Origin of the sequence: Arthrobacter sp. Soil764, assembly GCF_001428075.1 — a bacterium.
In the GTDB taxonomy this organism is placed as follows: Bacteria; Actinomycetota; Actinomycetes; order Actinomycetales; family Micrococcaceae; genus Arthrobacter.
In genome coordinates this window covers 73,143-96,421 of the sequence record NZ_LMSI01000025.1, presented here as the reverse complement: position 1 = coordinate 96,421, position 23,279 = coordinate 73,143, and the positions used below count along the sequence as shown (strand labels likewise).

22 protein-coding genes are annotated in these 23,279 nt (G+C 65.7%); 18 read left to right on the top strand and 4 right to left on the bottom strand.

From position 1 onward, the window contains the following. Window positions 1-104: 104 nt before the first annotated feature. From rimP to rbfA, 5 genes are all read left to right on the top strand, one after another. Window positions 105-716 carry a ribosome maturation factor RimP gene (gene rimP / locus ASG86_RS19455; RefSeq protein ID WP_056338429.1) on the top strand — a complete coding sequence of 204 codons (612 nt, stop codon included), beginning with the start codon at window positions 105-107 and terminating at the stop codon, window positions 714-716. Then, entirely contained in the window at window positions 716-1,696 is a 981-nt protein-coding gene (gene nusA, locus ASG86_RS19450; protein WP_056338426.1) for a transcription termination factor NusA, read from the top strand. The genes rimP and nusA overlap by 1 nt, the downstream gene beginning before the upstream one ends. Window positions 1,697-1,860: 164 nt before the next feature. Further along, window positions 1,861-2,223, top strand: coding sequence for a YlxR family protein (locus tag ASG86_RS19445; RefSeq protein WP_307091012.1), 363 nt, complete (start codon window positions 1,861-1,863; stop codon window positions 2,221-2,223). A 152-nt stretch (window positions 2,224-2,375) separates the two neighbouring features. Continuing rightward, the gene (infB, locus tag ASG86_RS19440; protein WP_056338420.1) at window positions 2,376-5,306 is read left to right on the top strand and encodes a translation initiation factor IF-2; all 2,931 of its coding nucleotides are present in this window, start codon (window positions 2,376-2,378) and stop codon (window positions 5,304-5,306) included. Between the two features lie 250 nt (window positions 5,307-5,556). Then, window positions 5,557-6,066, top strand: coding sequence for a 30S ribosome-binding factor RbfA (gene rbfA, locus ASG86_RS19435; protein WP_056338417.1), 510 nt, complete (start codon window positions 5,557-5,559; stop codon window positions 6,064-6,066). Between the two features lie 77 nt (window positions 6,067-6,143). Here rbfA and ASG86_RS19430 read toward each other — a convergent pair whose 3' ends face one another. Then, the gene (locus tag ASG86_RS19430) at window positions 6,144-7,286 is read right to left on the bottom strand and encodes a ScyD/ScyE family protein (RefSeq protein WP_056338414.1); all 1,143 of its coding nucleotides are present in this window, start codon (window positions 7,284-7,286) and stop codon (window positions 6,144-6,146) included. Window positions 7,287-7,461: 175 nt separating this feature from the next. Between ASG86_RS19430 and ASG86_RS19425 the strand changes: the two genes are divergently transcribed. Further along, complete coding sequence (locus ASG86_RS19425; protein ID WP_235565240.1) at window positions 7,462-8,001, top strand: nucleoside deaminase; 540 nt, start codon at window positions 7,462-7,464, stop codon at window positions 7,999-8,001. Between the two features lie 2 nt (window positions 8,002-8,003). Beyond that, complete coding sequence (gene trxA / locus ASG86_RS19420; protein ID WP_056338410.1) at window positions 8,004-8,441, top strand: thioredoxin; 438 nt, start codon at window positions 8,004-8,006, stop codon at window positions 8,439-8,441. A 41-nt stretch (window positions 8,442-8,482) separates the two neighbouring features. Here the strand turns inward: trxA and ASG86_RS19415 are convergent, their stop codons facing one another. Further along, complete coding sequence (locus ASG86_RS19415; RefSeq protein ID WP_200946299.1) at window positions 8,483-9,640, bottom strand: pyridoxal phosphate-dependent aminotransferase; 1,158 nt, start codon at window positions 9,638-9,640, stop codon at window positions 8,483-8,485. Window positions 9,641-9,739: 99 nt separating this feature from the next. Here ASG86_RS19415 and truB point away from each other — a divergent pair, with 99 nt between their 5' ends. The 10 genes from truB to ASG86_RS19365 all read left to right on the top strand — a co-directional run bounded on the left by truB (window position 9,740) and on the right by ASG86_RS19365 (window position 19,823). Beyond that, window positions 9,740-10,675: a tRNA pseudouridine(55) synthase TruB gene (gene truB, locus ASG86_RS19410; RefSeq protein WP_082566865.1), complete on the top strand. Its 936-nt coding sequence runs from the start codon at window positions 9,740-9,742 to the stop codon at window positions 10,673-10,675. A gap of 3 nt (window positions 10,676-10,678) precedes the next feature. Next, window positions 10,679-11,032: a hypothetical protein gene (locus ASG86_RS19405; protein ID WP_056338402.1), complete on the top strand. Its 354-nt coding sequence runs from the start codon at window positions 10,679-10,681 to the stop codon at window positions 11,030-11,032. A gap of 19 nt (window positions 11,033-11,051) precedes the next feature. Continuing rightward, entirely contained in the window at window positions 11,052-11,516 is a 465-nt protein-coding gene (locus tag ASG86_RS19400) for a hypothetical protein (protein ID WP_056338744.1), read from the top strand. 131 nt (window positions 11,517-11,647) lie between these two features. Then, window positions 11,648-12,631, top strand: a complete 984-nt coding sequence (locus ASG86_RS19395) for a bifunctional riboflavin kinase/FAD synthetase (RefSeq protein ID WP_056338398.1) — start codon at window positions 11,648-11,650, stop codon at window positions 12,629-12,631. Window positions 12,632-12,685: 54 nt separating this feature from the next. Then, window positions 12,686-13,540, top strand: coding sequence for a tryptophan 2,3-dioxygenase (kynA, locus tag ASG86_RS19390; RefSeq protein ID WP_056338395.1), 855 nt, complete (start codon window positions 12,686-12,688; stop codon window positions 13,538-13,540). Beyond that, window positions 13,537-14,796, top strand: a complete 1,260-nt coding sequence (locus ASG86_RS19385) for a kynureninase (protein WP_056338392.1) — start codon at window positions 13,537-13,539, stop codon at window positions 14,794-14,796. Before kynA ends, ASG86_RS19385 begins: the two co-directional genes overlap by 4 nt. Window positions 14,797-14,996: 200 nt before the next feature. Then, the gene (gene rpsO / locus ASG86_RS19380) at window positions 14,997-15,266 is read left to right on the top strand and encodes a 30S ribosomal protein S15 (protein ID WP_056338389.1); all 270 of its coding nucleotides are present in this window, start codon (window positions 14,997-14,999) and stop codon (window positions 15,264-15,266) included. Between the two features lie 240 nt (window positions 15,267-15,506). Next, window positions 15,507-17,858 (top strand): polyribonucleotide nucleotidyltransferase, encoded by a 2,352-nt coding sequence (locus ASG86_RS19375; protein ID WP_235565249.1) that lies wholly within the window; start codon window positions 15,507-15,509, stop codon window positions 17,856-17,858. Then, window positions 17,855-19,198 (top strand): M16 family metallopeptidase, encoded by a 1,344-nt coding sequence (locus ASG86_RS19370; protein ID WP_056338386.1) that lies wholly within the window; start codon window positions 17,855-17,857, stop codon window positions 19,196-19,198. Before ASG86_RS19375 ends, ASG86_RS19370 begins: the two co-directional genes overlap by 4 nt. A gap of 118 nt (window positions 19,199-19,316) precedes the next feature. Beyond that, entirely contained in the window at window positions 19,317-19,823 is a 507-nt protein-coding gene (locus ASG86_RS19365; protein WP_056338383.1) for a DUF1579 family protein, read from the top strand. 8 nt (window positions 19,824-19,831) lie between these two features. Here ASG86_RS19365 and ASG86_RS19360 read toward each other — a convergent pair whose 3' ends face one another. Further along, complete coding sequence (locus tag ASG86_RS19360) at window positions 19,832-20,113, bottom strand: hypothetical protein (protein WP_056338380.1); 282 nt, start codon at window positions 20,111-20,113, stop codon at window positions 19,832-19,834. A 139-nt stretch (window positions 20,114-20,252) separates the two neighbouring features. On the opposite strand from ASG86_RS19360, the gene ASG86_RS19355 reads away from it, so the two are divergent. Continuing rightward, window positions 20,253-21,434 carry a helix-turn-helix transcriptional regulator gene (locus tag ASG86_RS19355; protein WP_056338376.1) on the top strand — a complete coding sequence of 394 codons (1,182 nt, stop codon included), beginning with the start codon at window positions 20,253-20,255 and terminating at the stop codon, window positions 21,432-21,434. Window positions 21,435-21,508: 74 nt separating this feature from the next. On the opposite strand, the gene ASG86_RS19350 is transcribed toward ASG86_RS19355, so the two are convergent. Then, window positions 21,509-23,164: an HNH endonuclease signature motif containing protein gene (locus ASG86_RS19350; RefSeq protein ID WP_056338741.1), complete on the bottom strand. Its 1,656-nt coding sequence runs from the start codon at window positions 23,162-23,164 to the stop codon at window positions 21,509-21,511. Between the last annotated feature and the right edge of the window lie 115 nt (window positions 23,165-23,279).

Here is a 23,279-nt window from a genome sequence, read left to right as displayed (position 1 = left end):
CAGACCATGGTGTCACGGTGAAGGGGCACCCGGGTGCACCGCTGGGCCGGTAAAATAGCTACGCTAGTAAACACCACATCATCTATAGGGAGGCGGCCGGCATCGTGAGCAATGCAGAAGCCACGGCTTCACCAGACCATTCCGGTACGGGAAGCGGATCCGCGCCGGCCCACAACCCCGAAGCTGCCCGGCTGCGGGCCCTCCTGGAACCCGCCGTCCAGGCCAACCGCCTGTACCTGGAGGACGTGGCCATTATCCCCGGCTCGCACCGCGTGGTCCACGTCGTGGTGGACCTGCCGCAGGAGGAAAGCGGCGGGGTCAGCCTGGACGTCATCGCGGACATCTCCAAGGTGCTCTCGGATGTGCTGGACAACGATCCCAACGACGACGGCCGTCCCTACGACCTCGAAGTGTCCTCACCCGGCGTCGGACGCCCCCTGACGGAACCCCGGCACTGGTACCGCGCCCGGGGCCGGATGGCCAAGGTGAACGTCATCCAGGGCGAGAACATCACCGGACGCATCCAGTCCGTGGACGACGGGGGAGTGACCCTGGTCCCCGAGGTTGCCGTCAAGAAGGGCATGAAGCCCCGGCAGGGCGAACCCGTAAAACTTCCTTTCGACAGGATCCGCAACGGAAAAGTCGAGATCGAATTCAGCCACCTCCCCGAGGACGGTCTGGAACCTGAACACAATGGACCTTCTGAGGAGGCCTGATGGATATTGACATGAGCGCACTGAGACTTTTGGAGCGTGAGCGTGAAATCCCGCTGGACCTCCTGATCCCCACCATCGAGCAGGCGCTCCTGGTGGCCTACCACAAGTCCCCCGGCGCCTTCGAGAAAGCACGCGCCGAGCTGGACCGCAAGAGCGGCCACGTCACCATCTGGGCCGTGGAGATTGACGACGACGGCGCGCCCATCGGTGAATTCGAGCACACCCCGGAAGGGTTCGGCCGGATCGCCGCCAGCACCGCACGCCAGATCATCCTGCAGCGCCTGCGCGATGTTGAGGACGATAACGTCCTGGGCGAATTCAAGGGCCGCGAGGGCGAGCTGGTCTCCGGCACCATCCAGCAGGGCAACAACCCGCACATGATCCAGGTCAACCTCGGGTCGCTCGAGGCCCTCCTGCCGCCGCCCGAGCAGGTTCCCGGTGAGAAGTACGTCCACGGGAACCGGCTGCGTGCCCTGGTCATCGACGTGCACCGCGGCACCAAGGGTCCGTCCGTCACGCTTTCCCGGTCCCACCCCGGCCTGGTCCGCAAGCTCTTCGAACTGGAAGTTCCCGAGATCGCCGACCACTCCGTGGAAATTGTTGCCCTGGCCCGCGAAGCCGGCCACCGCACCAAGATCGCCGTCAAGGCCAACACCCCGGGTATCAACGCCAAGGGGGCCTGCATCGGTGAGATGGGTTCACGTGTCCGCGCGGTCATGACCGAGTTGAACGACGAAAAGATCGACATCGTCGACTTCAGCGAGAACCCGGCAACCTTCATTGCCAGTGCACTTTCGCCGTCGCGCGTGAATTCCGTCACCATCACGGACGAGGCCACGCGTTCGGCCCGGGTGGTTGTTCCCGACTACCAGCTGTCCCTCGCGATCGGCAAGGAGGGCCAGAACGCCCGCCTGGCGGCGAAGCTGACCGGCTGGCGGATCGACATCGTCTCCGACGCCGCGGCGGCCCGCGACAAGTAGAGTCCCGGGAAGGGTGGCTGGCGCAACGCGGCAGCCACCCGGTTTCGGGCAGAACGGCCCAAAGGGGCTAGAATAGACAAGACCGCGCCTAACGGCCGGTAGCCGTGTGCCTTGGGCGTGCTCGTTTCCGTAACTGCGGAGGCGGTAAACCTGCGGCCAGCAGAATGAACGTCAGGACGATGACCGTGGCAGAAGTGCTTTCCACCGGAAGTCAGCCTGAACGTACCTGCATCGGATGCCGGAAGAAGGGCCCGCGGTCACAGTTGCTCCGGCTCGTCGCCGAAGGCAGCGGGTCAACCGCTGTCCTGGTGGATGAACGACGCCGGATGTCTGGCCGGGGTGCATGGCTGCACCCCAGCGAATCGTGCCTGGCTCTGGCGGTCAAGCGGCGAGCATTCGGACGTGCCCTTCCGGGCGCAACCGAAACAGCCGCTGTCGAACACTGGATCACGCGAGGCCCGAACGTTGACGCCGCCCCGGTGGCTGCAACACCAACCGTCCAACCTGAAAGCGGGTCAGAAATCTGATGGAAACCCGATGAGTTCCCAGCGATGAGTGCGTAACGATGACAACTTTGTTGCGCTCTGCAATGGGCCCTTCCGCTGTATTCGCGGCTGGGGCCCGCAGTAAGAAGTAGACGGTTCGTGCCTGGCTCGGTGCGGACCGAGACAGGAGAAATGTGGCCAAGGTCCGCGTACATGAGCTCGCCAAAGAGCTCGGTATTACTTCCAAAGATGCAGTGACAAAACTGCAGGAACTGGGCGAATTTGTTCGCTCCGCCTCTTCCACCATTGAGGCCCCCGTTGTGCGTAAACTGCGCAACGCGTTCCCCGACGCCGCTGCCAAGTCAGCGGCACCGGCCGCAGCGCCCGCCGCTGCGCCCAAGGCACCTGCTCCCGCAGCAGAATCACGTCCTTCAGCACCGGCTCCCGGCCCTGCTGCACCCAAGGCTCCGGCCCCCAAGGCACAGGCACCGGCTCCCGCTGCCCCCGCCGCCCCCGCACAGGCAGAAGCGCCGGCCGCGCAGGCCGCCGCGCCTGCCGCCCCCGCGGCTCCGTCCTCGGCTGCGCCCACCTCGGGTGCTCCGTCCACCGGCGCCAAGCCCGGTGCACGCCCGGCACCCAAGGCCGACACCCCGGCTCCGTCCACCCGTCCCGGTGGATCCACCTCGGGTGGGTCCGGCCCCCGTCCCGGCGGTCCCCGCCCGGGCAACAATCCCTTCGCCACCTCGCAGGGCATGCCCCGCGGCCGCGGCGGAGACGGTGAACGCGCCCCGCGTCCGGGCAACAACCCCTTCGCCACCTCGCAGGGCATGCCCCGTCCCGGTGGCAGCCGCAACGACGGCGACCGCCCCGGTGGTCCCCGTCCCGCAGCCGGTGCCGGTGGACCCCGTCCGGGCGGACCGCGTCCCGCAGCCGGTGCAGGCGGACCCCGCCCCGCAGCCGGCGCAGGCGGACCCCGTCCGGGCGCACCCCGCCCCGGAGGTCCCCGTCCTACTCCCGGCATGATGCCCAACCGCACTGAGCGTCCCGCACCCGCAGGTGCAGGCCGTCCCGGTGGCGGCGGCCGCGGTCCCGGACGCCCCGGCGGCGCACCCGGAACCGGTGGTCCCGGTGCCGGCGGCGGAGCTCCCGCCGGCGGTGGCTTCGGCAAGGGCGGCCGCGGCCGCGGCGGCACCCAGGGTGCCTTCGGCAAGGGCGGCGCAGGCCGTGGCAAGCAGCGCAAGTCCAAGCGCGCCAAGCGCCAGGAACTTGAGCAGATGAGTGCCCCGTCGCTGGGTGGCGTGAGCGTACCCCGCGGCGACGGCAACACCGTCATCCGGCTCCGCCGCGGCTCGTCCATCACGGACTTCGCCGACAAGATCGAGGCAAACCCCGCCGCGCTGGTGACCGTGCTGTTCCACCTTGGTGAAATGGCCACGGCAACGCAGTCGCTGGACGAGGAGACCTTCGCCCTGCTGGGCGAAGAGCTGGGCTACAAGCTCCAGGTAGTGTCGCCGGAAGACGAGGAGCGCGAGCTGCTCTCCGGGTTCGACATCGACTTCGATGCCGAACTGGAAGCCGAAGGCGACGAGCAACTCGAGGCACGTCCTCCGGTTGTCACCGTCATGGGCCACGTCGACCACGGTAAGACCCGCCTGCTCGATGCCATCCGCAAGTCCGACGTCATGGCCGGCGAACACGGCGGCATCACGCAGCACATCGGTGCCTACCAGGTCACGCACAACCACGAAGGCGACGACCGCAAGATCACCTTCATCGATACCCCCGGCCACGAGGCGTTCACCGCCATGCGTGCCCGTGGTGCGAAGGTTACCGACATCGCCATCCTGGTGGTCGCAGCGGACGACGGCGTAATGCCGCAGACCGTTGAAGCCCTCAACCACGCCCAGGCGGCCAACGTGCCGATCGTCGTGGCAGTGAACAAGATCGACAAGGAAGGCGCCAACCCGGACAAGGTCCGTGGCCAGCTGACCGAATACGGCCTGGTTCCCGAGGAATACGGTGGCGACACCATGTTCGTTGAGGTCTCTGCACGGCAGAACCTCAACATCGACGAGCTGCTCGAGGCCGTCCTGCTCACCGCGGACGCCGCCCTGGACATGCGCGCCAACCCGAACAAGGACGCCCGCGGTATCGCGATCGAAGCCAACCTGGACAAGGGCCGCGGTGCCGTTGCCACCGTCCTGGTGCAGTCCGGTACCCTGCGCGTCGGCGACACCATCGTGGCAGGCACGGCCCACGGCCGTGTCCGTGCGATGTTCGACGACGACGGCAGCGCCCTGACCGAGGCCGGCCCGTCCCGCCCCGTCCAGGTGCTGGGTCTGTCCAACGTGCCGCGCGCCGGCGACACCTTCTTCGTGACCGCTGACGAGCGCACCGCCCGCCAGATCGCCGAGAAGCGTGAAGCCGCCGACCGCAACGCCGCCCTGGCCAAGCGCCGCAAGCGCATCAGCCTGGAAGACTTCGACCAGGCCGTCGCCGAAGGCAAGATCGACACCCTCAACCTCATCCTCAAGGGTGACGTGTCCGGTGCCGTCGAAGCCCTCGAAGACGCGCTGCTCAAGATCGACGTCGGCGAAGGCGTGCAGCTGCGCGTCATCCACCGCGGTGTGGGTGCCATCACCCAGAACGACGTCAACCTGGCAACGGTCGACTCCGCCGTCATCATCGGCTTCAACGTCAAGCCCGCCGAGCGGGTTGCCGAACTGGCAGACCGCGAAGGCGTGGACATGCGCTTCTACTCCGTCATCTACGCAGCAATCGATGACATCGAAGCAGCGCTCAAGGGCATGCTCAAGCCGGAATACGAAGAAGTCCAGCTCGGCACCGCCGAGGTCCGCGAAGTCTTCCGCTCCTCCAAGTTCGGAAACATCGCCGGCTCGATCGTCCGCTCCGGCATCATCCGCCGTAACACCAAGGCACGGATCAGCCGCGACGGCAAGATCATCGGTGACAACCTCACCGTTGAGACGCTCAAGCGCTTCAAGGACGACGCCACCGAGGTCCGCACGGACTTCGAATGTGGTATCGGTCTTGGGTCGTACAACGACATCACCGAAGGCGACATCATCGAGACCTTCGAGATGCGCGAGAAGCCGCGCGTCTAACACTTGTTAGTCCGTGGCCGGGGCCGTTGGATTTTTCCGGCGGCCCCGCCCCTTCGCTGGGCGGCCAACGTCTTACGACGTCGGCCGCCCAGCTTCGGCAGGCCCGATGCCACTCCCGGGCCGCCGGAAAAATCCAACGGGTGCGTCATCGGCTCGCTTGGGTGCGTGGCGACCTTTGTACGATGCGAAACGCAGCCCCTGCTGCGCCGCCGTCGTACGCCCAAATTTTTTCTTCTTTTAGGAGTTGTTCATGGCTGATCCGGCACGTGCTGCCAAGTTGGCGCAGCGGATTAAGGTTGTTGTTGCTGAGGCTCTGGGCCGGAAGGTCAAGGATCCCCGGCTGGAGGGCATTACTGTTACTGATGCCCGCGTGACCAATGATCTGCAGCACGCCACCGTTTATTACACCGTCTTCGGCGACCAGGCTGTCCAGGCTGATGCTGCCAAGGGCCTTGAGAAGGCCAAGGGTGTGCTCCGGCAGGAAGTTGGACGGAACATCACCGTCCGGCTGACTCCCACCCTTGAGTTCGTGGCTGACCAGATTCCGGTCAACGCCTCCAACCTGGAGGAACTGCTGCGCGAAGCCAAGAAGCGGGACGCCGAGGTTGCTGCGCTTGCCGCCAACGCCCGGCACGCTGGCGACGCGGACCCGTACAAGTCCGACGCGGTGGCTGACGTGGACATCGATGAGGACGACTTCGACGAAGAGGACCTGGACCTCAGCGACGATGAGGACCTCGACGAAGACGGCAACAAGTAGGCAGCCGACTTAGCCAGCAACACAGCAACAGGACCCGGAGGCATCTCCGGGTCCTGTTGCGTATGTGCGGCCACTTGTCAGCGGTCGACTTCGATGACCCGGCCTGCAGGCTTGGGAGCGGAAGCGTCCGGTGCTGACGGGTCTGAGAGCCCCATCAGTGCATCCACCGTGGCGAAGACATCCCCGTCCCTGTACTCAACGTCGGCGGGCTGGTTCACGGAAAGGAAACGTGACCGCTCGGCATCGCAGGTGAACTTCAGAATTTCTCCGCCAAACAGCGACGCCACGTAGATTTCCCCGTTGTCTGCCACAGCCAGCCCGGTGGGGCTCAGGATATGGTCCGCCCAAACAGTCGTGTCACCGTTCCACGGATTCACCTTGAAGACCGCACCGCGCGGACCCATTTCCGGTCCTTCCGGGCCACCAGGCAGTGAGGTGACATACAGCCAGCCGTCCGGCCCGATTTCGACATCGGTGGGAACGGGTTCGAAGGCATACTTCTGGCCAACAACACATTCAGGAACCGCCATAGTATTGCCCTGCATGTCAACGGGAATCTGAAGGCCGGCCGGGACCTTGGCTGGCCTTGGCGGCAGGACGGCCAGCGTCGAAATGGCGCCCGATGTGAGATTCACCTTGAGGATCGCGTTCATGCCGGCATCCGCCACATAGGCAATATTGCCCTTGATTGCCAGGGCGTAGGGGTGGGAATCCACCGTTCCTGTGTACCGGGCGGGCGGGAAGGCCGGCCAACCCGCCAGGCACTTGTCGCTGACATCGGGCTCAAAACCGTAGTGCTGGTCCCCGTCGGGGTTGTGCTTCCGTTCGTAGTCCGCGAAGTTGGCGATGGTGTCCACATCACCCTTGGAGTCAATGGACTTGAGGTAGCCCTGGAGAGCGGCGGGGTCACCTTGCCCTGCTCCGGTACTTTCAAGGAAATACGTCATGCCATCGTGGATGTCCACCCCGGCAACTTCCCAACCCTGCTCCGCGGTATGAATATCCTCCCTTTCGCCGTCGTGCTCCACGCGGGTGAGGATCCCGGCGAAATCCTGGCTGACGCGGACAGTTTCACCGCTGCCCACCGCGAGATGGAGGGGCGAAACGAGGCCGGTCGCCATCTCTTCATAGTCAGGGTTGTGGCTGGATCCGAAAGCCGGTGCGGCCTGCACCATCGTGGCGGCGGCCACGCAGGCGATAAAGGTAAGTTGTCGTTTCATTGGGTACTCCGGGGTGCGAGATGCCCTTGCGGGCTGGATATGAAGCCTCCGCAGAGGCGAAATGGTCCCCCGGGCGCAAGCGTAGGCCCCTACCAGCGGGTAGTCGTTGGGGGCATCCCCCCTTCCTTGCCCCCTTTTCGTCCCCCAACGGGGCGCCTGTGGCTAGGATCGTGCTATGACGTCCGCAGACCACGGCAACAGGGGCTTGCAGCACCCCGAATCTGCCCAGCACCCTGGGTTTACCCAGCATCCTGGGCAGGCTCAGTACCTCGAACAGGCCGTGGAGTTGGCCACGCGCAACGTCGCGGAGGGCGGCGGGCCATTCGGTGCGGTGGTGGTGACGCCGGACGGACGTGTCCACACCGGGGTCAACAGGGTGACCAGGGACAACGACCCGACCGCCCACGCGGAAGTGGTGGCCATCCGGGCGGCGGCCGCCGCTGCATCCGATTTCGACCTGACCGGTTCTGTCCTCTACGCAAGCTGCGAGCCGTGCCCCATGTGCCTGGCGTCCGCCTTGTGGGCCAGGATCGGCCGCGTCTACTACGCCGCAGACCGGCACGGGGCCGCGGCGGCAGGCTTCGATGACGCACTCTTCTACGACTACTTCAGCGGCGCGGCGCCGGAGCTGATGCCGGTCACCAAAGGTGACATCCCGACGTCGGACGTCCCCTTCCAGGCGTGGCGCGCCTTTGACAGCAGGAAGGAATATTAGCCATGGAGCCCACACTTTTGAGCTGCCCCGCCTGCGGCAAAACCAACCGGGTTCCGGCCCAGGCTACGGGCCACCCACGCTGCGGCAACTGCAAGGCGGACCTGCCCTGGATCGTATCGGCAGGCGACAGCGACTTCGCGGCCGTGGCGGAGCAATCCCCGGTTCCGGTGCTGGTCGATTTCTGGGCCGCCTGGTGCGGACCCTGCCGGATGGTCAGCCCGGTCCTGGACAAGCTGGCCCGGGAACGGCCCGGGAAGATCAAGCTGGTGAAGGTGGACGTGGACACGTCGCCGGTCCTGTCGCAGCGGTTCGATGTGCAGGCAATTCCCACCTTGATGGTGCTCGTTGACGGAAAGGTCGTAGCGCGCCAGGCCGGCGCCGCACCCGCGGGGGTCCTCCGTTCCTGGCTGGACAAGGCCATTGCCGGAGCCCGCAGCTAGGTACACACGCAGCGCCCGAAGCCCGGCACCGGCCCCGCGGTCTACGGCCGGGCGTCCGGAAGCCGGGACAGCCCCTCCAGCAGATCCTGTTTCCGGCCGCAGAGCGCGATCCGGACCCACCCCTCGCCAATGGAGCCGAAAGCGGTCCCCGGAGCCAGGGCCACACCGGAGTCTGCGAGGAAACGCCGGACCCAGGCCCGCACATCCCCGTCACTTACATGGGACATATCAGCCCAGAGGTAGAACGCGCCCTGCGCCGGAAGGTACGGGATCCCCTTCGCTGCCAGCACCGCAGAAGCGGCGTCCCGGTTCTCCCGGTAGTGCCGGTGCGCGTGCCGGACGTAGTCCTGCGGCCCCGTCAGGGCCGCCAGCGCCGCATACTGCGGTGCAGACGCCACGCAGGAGACGATCGATTCCATGACGTTGTCCATCTTCTGTTCGAGCCCCGGCGGGCAGACCAGGGCGCCGATGCGCAGCCCGGTCAGGCCGTAGGTCTTGGACAGTGTCAGCGAAGTGAACACGCGCGCATCCGCCGTGGTGCCGCCGTCGAACCTTGCCGGGCTGACGTGGGGCACATCGTAGGTGAACGCCTCATAGCACTCATCCGAGACCACCCAAATGTCGTGCCGGCGGGCCAGGTCCATCAGTTCCCGGACCACTTCCTCACCCAGCACGGCGCCGAGCGGGTTGGAGGGGGAATTGAGGACCAGCACCCGGGTGCGGCTGGTGATCAGCGCCTCCACATCGGCAACCCGGGGCTGGAAGCCGTGTTCGGGGTGCAGCGGATAGCCTACGGGGACGGCATTGAGCAGCCGGCTGGTCATGGCGAAGGTGGGGTAGCCCGGGTTGGGGATAAGGATCTCGTCTCCGGGGGAGAGCAGCAGGCTCATGGCGAAGTGCAGGCCCTGCTGCGCACCGGACACTACATAGACGCGGTCAGCGCCGACGTCCACTCCCTGTTCTTCGCGGAATCTGGCAGCGAACGCTTCACGAAGGGCGGGAATCCCCGCGTTGGGCGTGTAGTTGGTTTCGTCGCGGTCCAGGCAGGCGATGCCTGCGTCCAGGACATGGCGGGGGAGCGGGAACCCGGGCTCCCCGATGCTCAGCACAATGGCGCCGGGAGTGCGCCACGCGGCCTCGGTGATCTCGCGGATCTGGTTGACGGGCACGTCGCGGACATGGGCGGCAAGCTCAGGCATGCCAGCCATCCTAACCGTCACAGCGGGCCTGCCGCGGACCGTACCGCAGGCCCCGGTGGGTGGGCAGGCGGGCCTACCAGCGCCGATATACTGGGAGGCGTGCTTTCTGGACTGGTGATAGTGGACAAGCCGCAGGGATGGACCAGCCATGATGTGGTTGGCCGGATGCGGCGCCTCGCAGGGACCCGGAAAGTGGGGCACGCAGGAACCCTGGACCCGATGGCCACCGGCGTGCTGGTGGTGGGCATCAACAAGGCCACGCGGCTGCTGACCTACATCGTGGGCACCTCAAAGACCTACACCGCCACCATCCGGCTGGGCCAGTCCACCGTCACCGATGACGCGGAAGGGGAGGTCACCAGCACGGCCGGCACGTCCGGCGTCAGCGAGCAGGCAATTTACGACGGCGTCTCGGCCCTCACGGGCGACATCCAGCAGGTGCCCAGCAGCGTCAGCGCCATAAAGGTGAACGGCGAACGGGCCTACGCGCGGGTGCGGTCAGGTGAGGAGGTGCAGCTGGCCTCACGCCCTGTCACCATCCACCGTTTCGAGGTGCATGCCATCCGCCGCGATCCCGATGCGGATGTGGTTGACCTCGACGTCACGGTCGAATGCTCTTCCGGTACCTATATCCGCGCCCTGGCCAGGGACCTTGGCAACGCACTCGGCGTGGGAGGCCACCTCACCGCCCTCCGCAGGACCCACGTGGGCCCCTATTCCCTGGATCAGGCGCGCACCCTTGAACAGCTGGCCCAGGAGCTCAACGTCCTCGAAATGTCCGAAGCTGCCCGCGCGCTGATGCCCAACCGTGAACTCAGCGCCGAGGAAACCACGGAGATCTCCTTTGGGCGGCGCATTGCTGCCGGGGCCGCCCCTGGCGCTCCCGGCGCTGCCACCGCCGAACATCCCGCCGCTGCCTTCGCCCCCGATGGCAGCCTGGTGGCCCTTCTTGCCGACGCCGGCAGCTACGCCAAGCCGGTGCTTGTCTTCGCCCCCGGCTCCGGGGCTGCCGCAACCGCCGCCGCAGAGGCCTAAAGCGTGGACGCATATTTTTGGATCGTCCTGGTCGTCGGCCTGGTGTCGACGCTGGTATGCCTGGGCGCAGGCATCCTGAAGAAGGCGCCGAACGACGTGACCATCCTGTCTGTCGTTGCGGTGGAAGTGGCCTTGGTGGTGTACCTGGTGGGTTCCATCGTCCGGGTCACTGCCGGCGAACACATTGCCGGCGAGGCGTGGGAGTTCTGGGGCTATATGGCCACCGCCATGCTCCTGCCGCCGGCAGCGATCTACTGGTCCATCCTGGAGCGCACACGGTGGAGCAATTTTGTCCTGGCCGCAGTCGGCGTCACGGCACTCGTCATGGCTGCCCGAATGAACCAGATCTGGTACTGAAGTGGAAGAAGCAGCAGGAATGAAAGACAAGCAGGCCCAGACGGCCACACGGGACGGATCCGTCCGCAATACCCGCAACACCGGCCCCGGCCGCCTCCTGATTGCCGTATATGGAGTCTTCGCCATCTCGGCCACCGCCCGTGCCGGCTACCAGATCCTCACCAAGTTCTCCGAGGCTCCGCTGGCCTACCTGCTCTCCGCCTTCGCCGCGCTGGTCTACGTGGTGGCCACAGTGTCACTGGCCAAGGCCGGAACCACCTGGTTCAAGGTCTCCGTGGCCGCAGTATTGGTTGAACTGGTGGGTGTCCTGGTGGTGGGGACCCTGAGCATCCTGGATTCCGTGCAGTTCCCGCACGAGACGGTGTGGTCCCTGTTTGGCCGCGGCTACGGCTTCATACCGCTGCTGCTGCCCATCCTTGGCCTGGTGTGGCTTTACCGGCGCCGGCCTTCGGTGGCTGGACCGCGTGCCAGCGCTTCCCGGTGAAGCCAAAGCAACCGCGTGGCGCCGGGGGCGTCAGGGTGTCAAGGGCAGCACAATGAATCCGGGTAATCTTGAAGAGTTCCGCGGCCGGCATGGTTCCGGAACGTTGATGCAGGCAGCTTAAGGCGAGGGTGATGGTTTACATCTGGAACGATCCGTCCGATGTCCCGGCGGATTTCGGCCCATCCGTTGTCACTTTCGGCAATTTTGACGGTGTCCACCGCGGCCACCAGCAGGTGCTGTCCCAGCTGATCCGTTCGGCCCGTCTCTCCCACGCCAAGGCTGTTGCCGTGACGTTCGACCCCCACCCGGCGGTCATCCACCGTCCCGAGGCCGCCCCGGAGCTGATCATGGGCCTGGATGACAAGCTGGAGGCGCTGGGCGAATTGGGACTGGATGCCGTCCTGGTGGTCAAGTACTCGCTGGACCTCGCCAGCCTCACGGCGGAGGAATTCGTGGAGCAGTACCTGGTGGATTGCCTGCATGCCAGCCACGTGGTCATCGGCCATGACGCCCGCTTTGGACGGGGCAACTCCGGGGACCTGGACACCATGAAGGCGCTGGGCGACAAGTTCGGCTTCGACGTTCAAGTCATCAGCGAGTTCGGGGCGGAGGGCTACCCCCTGCATGACGACGACGGCACGGACCGGCGCTGTTCCTCCACCTGGGTGCGCGAGGCCCTGCAGGAGGGCGACGTGGCCACTGCCGCCTCCGTCCTGGGCCGCCCGCACAGGATGCGCGGCGAGGTGGTCCATGGCGCCGCCCGCGGCCGTGCCCTCGGCTTCCCCACGGCCAACCTCTCCTCGAACGCCTCAGGGCTGATTCCTGCGGATGGCATCTACGCCGGCTGGCTCGTGGACCAGGCCGGCACGCGCTGGCCGGCCGCGATCTCGGTAGGGTCCAATCCCACGTTCGACGGCGTGAGCCGCCAGGTTGAAGCGCACGTGATCGACCGGCCCAAGGAGGCCGTGGAGGACTTCGATCTGTACGGCCAGACAGTGATCGTTGAATTCGTGGCGCGGCTGCGCGGCATGGTGGCCTATCGTGGCCCTGAGGCCCTGGTGGAACAAATGCGGCTGGATGTGGCCCAGGCCCACCATCTCCTCAGCGGCCGCTGATTCCAGCATCCGCCGGAGCTTCAGCAACCGGGTGAGCACAACGAAAGGCAGCACGTGTCCGTCGAAAAGAACACCCGCAAGCTGGATAAGGGGATCGTCCGCGACTTCAGCTCGCGGATGAGCTACGCCTCCTACCTGCAATTACCCACGCTGCTCAGCGCCCAGCAGCCGGTCAGCCAGCCCGAACACCACGACGAGCTCCTGTTCATCATCCAGCACCAGACCACGGAGCTGTGGCTCAAGCTGGTCCTGCATGAGCTGCGGAGCGCCGCCGCCTGGCTCCGGGAGGACGATCTTGGGTCGGCGCTCAAGGGCATTGCCCGGGTCAAGCACATCCAGAAGACCCTCACCGAGCAGTGGTCCGTCCTGGCTACCCTGACGCCCACCGAGTATTCGCAGTTCCGCGGCTTCCTGGGCAACTCGTCGGGGTTCCAGTCCGCCCAGTACCGCGCCGTCGAATTCGTTTTGGGCAACAAGAACCGCAAGATGCTGCCGGTCTTCGAATCCGACCCCGAAGCGCATGCCATGCTGGAGGAACTGCTGGCCGCACCCAGCATCTACGACGAATTCCTGGCGTACCTCGCCCGGCAGGGTTTCGACGTACCCCGTTCGGTTCTGGACCGGGACGTCACCCGGGCGCACGAGTTCGCCCCGGAACTGGTCCCGCTCTTCAAGCACATCTACGAAAACGCGGCGGACAACTGGGCGGCCTACGAGGCGTGCGAGGAACTGGTTGACCTGGAGGACAACTTCCAGCTCTGGCGGTTCCGGCACCTGCGCACCGTCCAGCGGACCATCGGCATGAAGACGGGCACCGGGGGATCCAGCGGCGTCACCTTCCTGCAGAAGGCACTGGAACTGACGTTCTTCCCGGAACTATTCGCTGTCAGGACGGAGATCGGACAATGAGCATCCACCAGGAAAACCCCACCAGGGTGACCGCCGAAGAACTCCGCGCGCGGGCCGAAGAGCTGGACCGCCGGGACCCCCTGGCGCACTGCCGGGACCTCTTCATCGGCACGGACACGCCCCTGTCCTACCTTGACGGCAACTCCCTGGGCAGGCCACTGAAGCGCACCGCCGACGACGTCGCCGCCTTCATCCGCGACGAATGGGGCGGCCGCCTGATCCGCGGCTGGGACGAAAAGTGGCTCAGCATGCCGCAGTCCATTGGAGACCAGCTGGGCCGCGCCGTCCTCGGGGCAGCGCCGGGCCAGACCATCATTGCCGATTCCACCACCGTGGTCCTCTATAAACTGATCCGCGCAGCCCTGGCCGCGGTGCAGGACCCCGACCGCAACGAGTTGGTGCTGGACACCGAAAACTTCCCCACCGACCGCTACCTGGTGGAGGGCATCGCCCTCGAGGAAGGCTTGACCCTCCGCTGGATCAAGCCTGATCCCGCGGCCGGGGTGACCCTCGAGCAGGTGCGCCAGGCCACCGGGCCGCGGACCGCCGTCGTACTCCTCAGCCAGATTGCCTACCGCTCCGGCCACCTGGCCGACCTTCCCGCCATCACCGCTGCAGTGCACGACGCCGGCGCCCTGGTGGTGTGGGATCTTTGCCATTCGGCGGGGTCGGTGGAGATCGACCTGGACGGCGCGGAGGTGGACTTCGCAGGCGGCTGCACCTACAAATACCTCAACGGCGGTCCCGGTTCGCCTGCCTTCGCCTACGTCAATGCCCGGCACCTGCCCTCGCTGAGCCAGCCCATCTGGGGGTGGATGGGGCGCAAGAACGCCTTTGAGATGGCTGCTGGTTATGAACCGGCCGCCGGCATCCGCGGCTTCCTCAGCGGCACCCCTGCCATTTTCGGCATGATCGCCATGCAGGGGACCATGGACCTCATCGAGGAAACCACCATGGCTGCCATCCGGGAGAAGTCCCTGGCGCTGACCGCGTTCGCCGTGGAGGTCTTCGACGCCTGGCTGGCCCCGCTGGGTGCGGAACTGGCGTCGCCGCGGGACCCGGGGGAGCGGGGAGGCCACATCACGGTGGATCATCCCCACTTCAGCAAGGCCACCGTGGAGGCACTCTGGGAAGGGGACGTGATCCCGGACTTCCGTTCGCCGCACGGCATCCGGGTGGGGCTGTCACCCTTGAGTACCAGTTTCACGGAAGTCCTCCAGGGCATGGCGGCCATCCGGGGCCGGCTCCAGGGCTGACAAGCGCACTGTTTCGACCGCACTGTTTCGACAAGGTCAGGCCGGGGCCGGTAAACTGGACGATGGATCCGGCTGCAGTCCGTGGCGGCTGGTTCCTGTTGCAGTCCGCCTGCTCCGCTTCGCCGGATCAGGACGTACCCGGCAGACCCGGCAGTGAGTTACTGACCTGGGCCCTCACGGCACATTCCCAAGGAGTTATTGTGGCACTTGACGCCGCTGTAAAGCAGTCCATCATCAAGGAATACGCAACCGTAGAAGGCGACACCGGTTCACCGGAGGTCCAGGTTGCTGTCCTGACCCAGCGGATCAAGGATCTGACTGAGCACATGAAGGAGCACAAGCACGATTACCACACCCAGCGCGGTCTGCTGGCCATGGTTGGTCGTCGCAAGCGTATGCTGAGCTACCTCAAGAAGACTGACATCGCCCGCTACCGTTCGCTCATCGAGCGCCTCGGCCTGCGCCGCTAGTCTGGCTTCGGGCGGCCCTTTCCTTCCGGATCGGGCCGCCTTCTTCAAATAAAAACTAAACAGGAGGATCAACCGCATCACGCATTCGCGGTCCTCGGTAGTGATCCCCGGGAACGGCTTCGTTGACTGAAGCCGGCGGCCCGTGGGTCTCGATCGATGACCGGGTGCAGGGCCAGTAGACAGATGCTGGCCGGGTTGATGCGGCTGGACTTCCGTCAAACAGAAACGGAGGTGACTCTCTTGGAGGGTCCCGAAATCCAGTTCTCGGAAGCAGTCATTGACAATGGCCGTTTCGGCAAGCGCGTAATCCGCTTCGAAACCGGCCGCCTTGCCAAGCAGGCAGCCGGCGCAGCCATGGTGTACATCGACGATGACACCGCACTGCTGTCCGCCACCACTGCCGGCAAGCACCCGCGTGAAGGCTTTGACTTCTTCCCGCTGACGGTCGACGTCGAAGAGCGCATGTACGCTGCCGGCCGCATCCCGGGCTCGTTCTTCCGCCGTGAAGGCCGCCCGTCCACCGAAGCCATCCTGGCCTGCCGCCTGATGGACCGCCCGCTGCGCCCCGCATTCATCAAGGGCCTGCGCAACGAGGTCCAGATCGTGGTCACCGTCCTGGCCATCAACCCCGACGAGCTGTACGACGTGGTGGCGATCAACGCTTCCTCCATGTCCACGCAGCTGTCCGGCCTCCCGTTCTCCGGCCCCATCGGCGGCGTCCGCGTTGCCCTGGTGGCCGACGAAAACGGATCGCAGTGGGTTGCTTTCCCCAAGCACTCGCAGCTGGAGAACTCCGTCTTCAACATGGTGGTTGCCGGCCGCGTTGCAGGTGACGACGTCGCCATCATGATGGTTGAGGCCGAAGCCACCGACAACTCCTGGAACCTCATCAAGGAACAGGGCGCCACCGCCCCCACTGAAGAGGTTGTGGCCGAGGGCCTCGAGGCTGCCAAGCCGTTCATCAAGGCACTCTGCGACGCCCAGGCCGATCTGGCCGCACGCGCTGCAAAGCCCACTGTCGAGTTCCCGGTCTTCCTGGATTACGAGGACGACGTCTACGCGGCTGTCGAATCCGCCGCCGCCGACAAGCTTGCCGCTGTCTTCCAGATCGCCGACAAGCAGGAACGCGACAACGCCTCCGACGCACTCAAAGACGAGGTCCTCGCCAACCTCGCCGGCCAGTTCGAAGGCCGCGAGAAGGAACTGTCCGCTGCCTTCCGCTCCGTCACGAAGCACGTTGTGCGCCAGCGCATCCTGAAGGACCAGGTCCGCATTGACGGTCGTGGCCTGACGGACATCCGCCAGCTCACCGCCGAAGTTGAGGTTCTGCCCCGCGTTCACGGTTCGGCCATCTTCGAGCGCGGCGAGACCCAGATCATGGGTGTCACCACACTGAACATGCTCAAGATGGAACAGCAGATCGACTCGCTGTCTCCCGTCACGCGCAAGCGCTACATGCACAACTACAACTTCCCGCCATACTCCACCGGTGAGACCGGCCGCGTGGGCTCGCCCAAGCGCCGCGAAATCGGCCACGGCGCCCTGGCAGAGCGTGCCATTGTGCCCGTGCTGCCTTCACGCGAGGAATTCCCCTACGCCATCCGCCAGGTGTCCGAGGCCCTCGGCTCCAACGGCTCGACGTCGATGGGTTCCGTCTGCGCCTCCACCCTGTCCCTGCTGAACGCCGGTGTGCCCCTGAAGGCCGCCGTCGCCGGCATCGCCATGGGCCTGGTCTCCGACCAGGTTGACGGCCAGACCCGCTACGCGGCCCTGACCGACATCCTCGGCGCCGAAGACGCCTTCGGTGACATGGACTTCAAGGTTGCCGGTACCTCCGAGTTCGTCACGGCCATTCAGCTGGACACCAAGCTCGACGGCATCCCCGCTTCCGTGCTGGCAGCAGCACTGAAGCAGGCCCGCGAAGCACGCCTGCACATCCTCGAGGTCCTCAACTCGGCCATCGACACCCCGGACGAGCTCTCCGAGTTCGCACCGCGCGTCATCGCCGTGAAGATCCCCGTGGACAAGATCGGCGAGGTCATCGGCCCCAAGGGCAAGATGATCAACCAGATCCAGGAGGACACCGGCGCCGACATCTCCATCGAGGACGACGGCACGGTCTACATTGGCGCCACGAACGGTCCGTCTGCGGATGCAGCACGCTCCGCCATCAACGCCATCGCCAACCCGCAGGTCCCCGAGATCGGCGAGCGTTACCTGGGCACGGTCGTCAAGACCACCACCTTCGGTGCCTTCGTGTCGCTGACCCCGGGCAAGGACGGCCTCCTGCACATCTCCGAGCTCCGCAAGCTGGCCAACGGCAAGCGCGTGGACAACGTCGACGACGTTGTGTCGGTGGGCCAGAAGGTCCAGGTGGAAATCACCAAGATCGATGACCGTGGAAAGCTCTCGCTCGCCCCGGTGGTTGCCGAGGAAGAAGGCGCGGAGGCTCCGGGAATACGGGCCCGGAGTGGGCTGGCCCGAGGATCGGAACACTTCCCACTGGTTGGAGAACAGGGGATGATCCACCGGTCCCGCCGCTGTTACGATGGCAGCCAGATCCCGGCTGCCCGTCCTGAAAGGCATCAATGACTGTTGTACCCCTGCCGCTTGAGCAGAACCACGCCGGCGACACCCTGGTCCACGGCTCCGACGGCGGGTCCGAGGTCCGCCGTTCAGTACTGCCAGGGGGAGTGCGGGTACTGACGGAGGCGATGCCGGGCCAGCGGTCGGCAACCATCGGGTTCTGGGTGGGCGTGGGGTCCCGGGACGAGGCGCCCGGCCAGCACGGGTCCACCCACTTCCTGGAGCACCTGCTGTTCAAAGGCACCAGGCGCCGCACGGCCCTGGAAATTGCCTCTGCCTTTGATGAGGTGGGCGGTGAATCAAACGCGGCAACAGCCAAGGAAAGCACGTGCTACTTTGCCCGCGTCCTGGACTCCGACCTGCCCATGGCCATCGATGTCATCGCGGACATGATCACCGGCGCTGTGCTGGACCCTGACGAGATGGAGCAGGAACGGGATGTCATCCTGGAGGAAATCGCGATGGACAGCGATGACCCCACGGATGTTGCGCACGAGCACTTCGTCGCCGCGGTCCTCGGCAGCCACCCCCTTGGACGGCCGATTGGCGGCACCCCGGCTGCCATCAAGGCCGTGGCCCGCGATTCAGTGTGGGAGCACTACCGCCGGTACTACAAGCCCGAAGAACTGGTCATCACCGCCGCAGGCGGCCTGGACCACGACAAGGTGTGCGGCATGGTGGTGGACGCCCTGCAGACCGCCGGTTGGTCGTTGGAAGCCGACGCCGCACCGGTGCAGCGGCGCTCCACCGAGCGCGCCCTGATCACGGGAACCGCCGGCCTGCATGTGGTCAAGCGCGCCGTGGAGCAGGCAAACATCATTATGGGATGCCCCACGATCGTTGCCACCGACGAACGGCGCTACGTCATGAGTGTCCTGAACGCGGTCCTCGGCGGCGGCATGTCCTCCCGACTGTTCCAGGAGGTTCGCGAGAAGCGTGGACTGGTGTACTCCACCTACTCCTTTGCGTCGTCCTACGCCGACGCCGGCTACTTTGGGATGTACGCGGGTTGCACCCCGTCCAAGGTGCGCCAGGTTGTGGACCTGCTTGGTATTGAGCTCGACAAGCTCGCCGAACATGGAATTTCCGACGACGAACTCCGCAAGGCCGTGGGACAACTCGGCGGCGGAATCGTCCTTGCACTGGAAGACACCGGCTCGCGGATGTCCCGGCTGGGCCGCGCCGAACTGGTGTCCGGTGAATACCAGGACATTGATGAAACCCTGCGGCTGATCAAAGCCGTCACCACCGAACAGGTCCAGGAACTTGCGGCCGAACTCGCTGCCGCGCCGCGGACCATCACCGTAGTGGGTCCCTTCGATGAGACCGAAACCTTCGGGCTGTAGCACCTGGAGCCACCGGGCAATGCTGCCCACGGGAGACTGTTGCCGTGGGACACTGGCGGCCCGGCCCTGGAGAGCCCATCCTGAGGGGGAATGATCTTCGGCAGGAGGTGGCGGAACGGTGAACGGGCCAACAGTGGAGCGCACCCATCCGGGGCTATCCCGTCTGGTGGGGCACTGGCGGGGCCACACGTATGTGGCTTCCGGTCCCTGGGGGCCGGAGCACAGCGTGGACGCCGAGGTGTCCTACCACCAGGTGGCCGGAGGCCTCGGTGTTGTGCAGAGCTACCGGCACGTTGAGCCGGACGGCAGCCATTTTGAAGGCCATGGAATTTTCACGGTTGATCCGGTCCGCAAGGATGTGCTCTGGTACTACGTCGACAGCACCGGTGTGCCGCCAGGCAGCGCCGCCCGATGTACCTGGCGCGACGGCGTCCTGCGCGTTGAGCGCCCCAGCGACGCCGGGTGGACACGGCATTCAGTCCACGTTGAGGGGGATATCCTCATTCACGTCACCGAGTTGCGGGTGATGGGCAAGGACGACGGCGGCGACGCCCCTGACGCTGGCACCAACGGCAAGGCTTCGCCCTACAGGCCGTTCATGCGCTCGGAGTTCCACCGCGTCTGAACAGCGGTTCAGGCCGCTGCCTCGATGATGCGGGTCTTTGGCGCTCCGGCGAGAGCAGGGGCGTTGGCAGGGGAATGCCACACGTGTTCGCGCAGGTCCGAGAGCAATCGCTCCGCCTTGTCCAAATCCGCGAAGTCCAGCTCAACAACGATGTAGTGCGGGTCCCCGACTGGTTGGCCAATCCGGTGGGAGAGCACCCCGGAAGCCGCCCTGTTGACCGGGTCGCGGTCAAAAGCGGTCTTCCAGGTTTGGAAGTCCGTGATGGTGTGTTCGATCTGCAGGGTGTACATCGGAGTCTCCTCACTCGTTTGCCGACGTGGGCGCTGCCCACGCCGCCAACATAGACGGCACGGTCCCTGGCCGGTATCCCAGAAATCTGGGTGGCGGGTGCGTCGGGTCCGGTGGTGCCGGCGGGAGCATACTGGGGGAATGAAGAGGGCCTGGGCGATGGTCCGAAGCCTTGAACGCATCCGGGTTCTTGCTGGATCCATCCGGGACCACCAGGCTCTCCGAAAAGCCGTGCTCACGGAAGTGGGCACCATGGTGCCCTTCGACGCATTCGTCTGGCCTCTTTGCGACCCCCGCACGACGGTAGGCATGGCTCCTCGGGCCAGGATTCCCTGTCCGCAGGAACTGCCAGCACTCATCCGTCTCAAGTACCTTTCCCCTCCGGCGCGCTGGACCGGGTTGATAGCCTCTTCAGTCCCCGCACTGAGCCTTCAGCACGCAACCCAGGGTGATCCTGCCCGCAGCCTGTTGTGGAGGGGAGTGCTGAATCGCTACGACGTTCGCGACGTGCTGTCAGTCGTCTTCGCCGACCAGCACGGGTGCTGGGCCTGGCTTGATCTCTGGCGAACTGGAGAAGCAGACGACTTTACGGAAGAAGAAACCACTTACCTGGCTGAGCTGGCAGCGGCGCTGACACCGGGATTGCGTCGTTCCGTGGCCAGGCAATTCCATGCAGGAACCACGCCCGACGTTATGGTTGGGCTGGATCTGGCTTCCCGGAAAGGCGACTCTGCGCTGCCCGGTGCACCTTCTCGACAGGACATGGCCCCTGGGCCGGGTAGAGGGAGGCAGGGATTACCCGAGCAGGGTGTCCTGACCTTGAGCGAAGACCTCGCCGTGGTTGGCCGGACTGAATCGGTCAACGAGTGGCTCCATCTGTTGCAACCCGGTCCCGTCCCGCATCACCAGGTTCCGGCCGAGGTGCTGAACGTTGGTGCGCAGTTGCTCGCGAGGGAGGCCGGAGTGGACCACCATGACGCGGAGAGCAGGGTGCATATTGGTTCCGGTAGATGGGCACTGCTGCGAGCCAACCGGATTGCCCCTGCCGCAGAGGGCTCGACACCGCCGCTGGCCGTCACCATTCAGGGCTGTATGCCTTCGGACCGGCTGGACATCTTCGCCCGGGTCTTCGGTCTTACGCAGCGGCAGAGGGAGCTGTTGTGGTTGGCTGCTGCCGGGGCGGACACAGGAACTATGGCGGATACCCAAGGAGTGACTCCATACACTGTTCAGGACCAGTTCAAGCAAATCTTCCAGGCTTGCGGAGTCCACAGCCGGGCGGCATTGATGGCCATGGCGCTTGGAACCGGCTCACGGGGGTAACAATGGCTGCTTGGAACCACGAACGCTGGACAGTGGACCACCAGTGTTGCCAGCACAGGGTTCAGCAGGACTATTCACATCAGCAACAACTGCCAGTTCATTTCTGGATCCGGCGGCAGGCGGAATGCCATCGCGTAGAAGTCGTCCCACAGCGGATCGGCCGGTGAGAGTTCGTCCGGGTCAATGAAGCGGTCACCGGGTGGCTCTCCACTTAGCACTTCCGGCACGTCCGGCCAATCCGGCATCTCGGCTGGTGACTCCAGGATTCCTGGTGGCCAGTGGGTTGGTTCCCGGTCGGGGTGCTCGGGTTTGTAGTGGCGGCCGGTGGGTGAGGTCCAGCCGGGCGGTCCGTTCTTGCTTGCGGCATCGGGTACCCACGGGCGGGCGTGCTTGAGCCGGTGATGCTTTGGGCAGAGTTGTGCCAGGTTGCTGGTGCCGGTGGTTCCGCCGTTTTCCCAGGCGGTGAGGTGGTCGCTCTCGATGTCGGCGGTGTGGTTGCTGCAACCGGGGAAGGTGCATTTGCCGTCCCGCATCCGGATCCATTGTTTGATGGTCTCCGTGAGCCGGTAGCGGGTGCGTCCAATCTCCAGCGGGGCGCCGTCGCGGGGGTCGACCAGGACGCGGTAGAACGACTCCGCCCCGTCCGCGACGAGTTTGCGTGCCATCGACGCCGGGATGGGGCCGTGGCCGTCCAGCACCGCCGGTTCCTCCGTCAGCCCGAGGAGGGAGAAGACCGGGACCATGACCAGCACGTCCGCACGCGGCGTGGGTACTCGTCCAATATCACTATTGCTCCCCGCAGCGCTCCCGGTACCGGAAACGCTGCCTGCACCCGTTCCCGCAGCATCACCAGTCCTCCCGGCCGCCTCACCCGCAGCAGCCTCACGCGCAGACGTTCCGGCGCCGAGGAGGAGCGATGCGGCGATGTCGGGGCGGAGCTGGGTGAGGGTGCGGGGTTCGTTGGGGCCTTGGAGGCCGCGGGCGGTGGCGGTGGTGCGGTTCCAGATGGCGCAGGCGGTGTCGCCGGGAAGGCAGAGGGAGATCCAGGCCATGCCGTCGCGGTCCGGGGTGTATTCCATTCGCCGGTCCGCAACACCCTTCGCGTGCCGCTTCTGCAGGCTTTCGGGGTGGTGGCGTTCCCGCCAGGCGCGGACTCTGACCCGGAATCGCGATGGCACGAGTTCGCCGGGGGCGGCGCCGCGGGCCGGGTTCGGGGCATCGGGGTCGAAGAAGTGCGCCACCAGGGCGGCGGCACCGTCCGGGGTGAGGCCTTCGGTTTCGTCGGCAACAATCCGGGCGTGCTGCCAGGACAGGTCTCCGGCGGCCAAAGCCTCAAGGACCTGCGGGAGGGAACACACCCGCCGGGACTGCTCCACGAATGCCCCGGCGGCACCGGAGCTGATGGTCAGGACCCCCGCGATCTCCTCCACCGCTGACATCTCCGCGAACGTGCGCTCATGCACCGGCGCGTCCGGGGCAAGCATCGCGTGCTGGAACCCAACGCACTCCGCCGCGTCCCGGGCTTCCACGGCCGCCAGCTGTGCCCTCAAACGGGACGAGACTTCCAGCCGTTCCAGCCGGAGCTCGTACCGCCGCTGCAACACATCCAGACCGGCACCAACACCTGCCCCGGCAGCCAGGAAAGCATCCTCGCGGTCCAGCGCATCGAGGGCGGCAACAGAGGCATGAACACCCTCCAAAACCACTCCACAACCGCTGCCGATTCCCATGAAGACATCATCCAACGGGGGTCTGACATTCCAAGCTGCGCCGGGCTATCAGCGGCCCCAGGCAATCAGAAGGCCGCGGCAGCCTCGAAAAGCTGTTCCGGCTGCAACCCGCTTA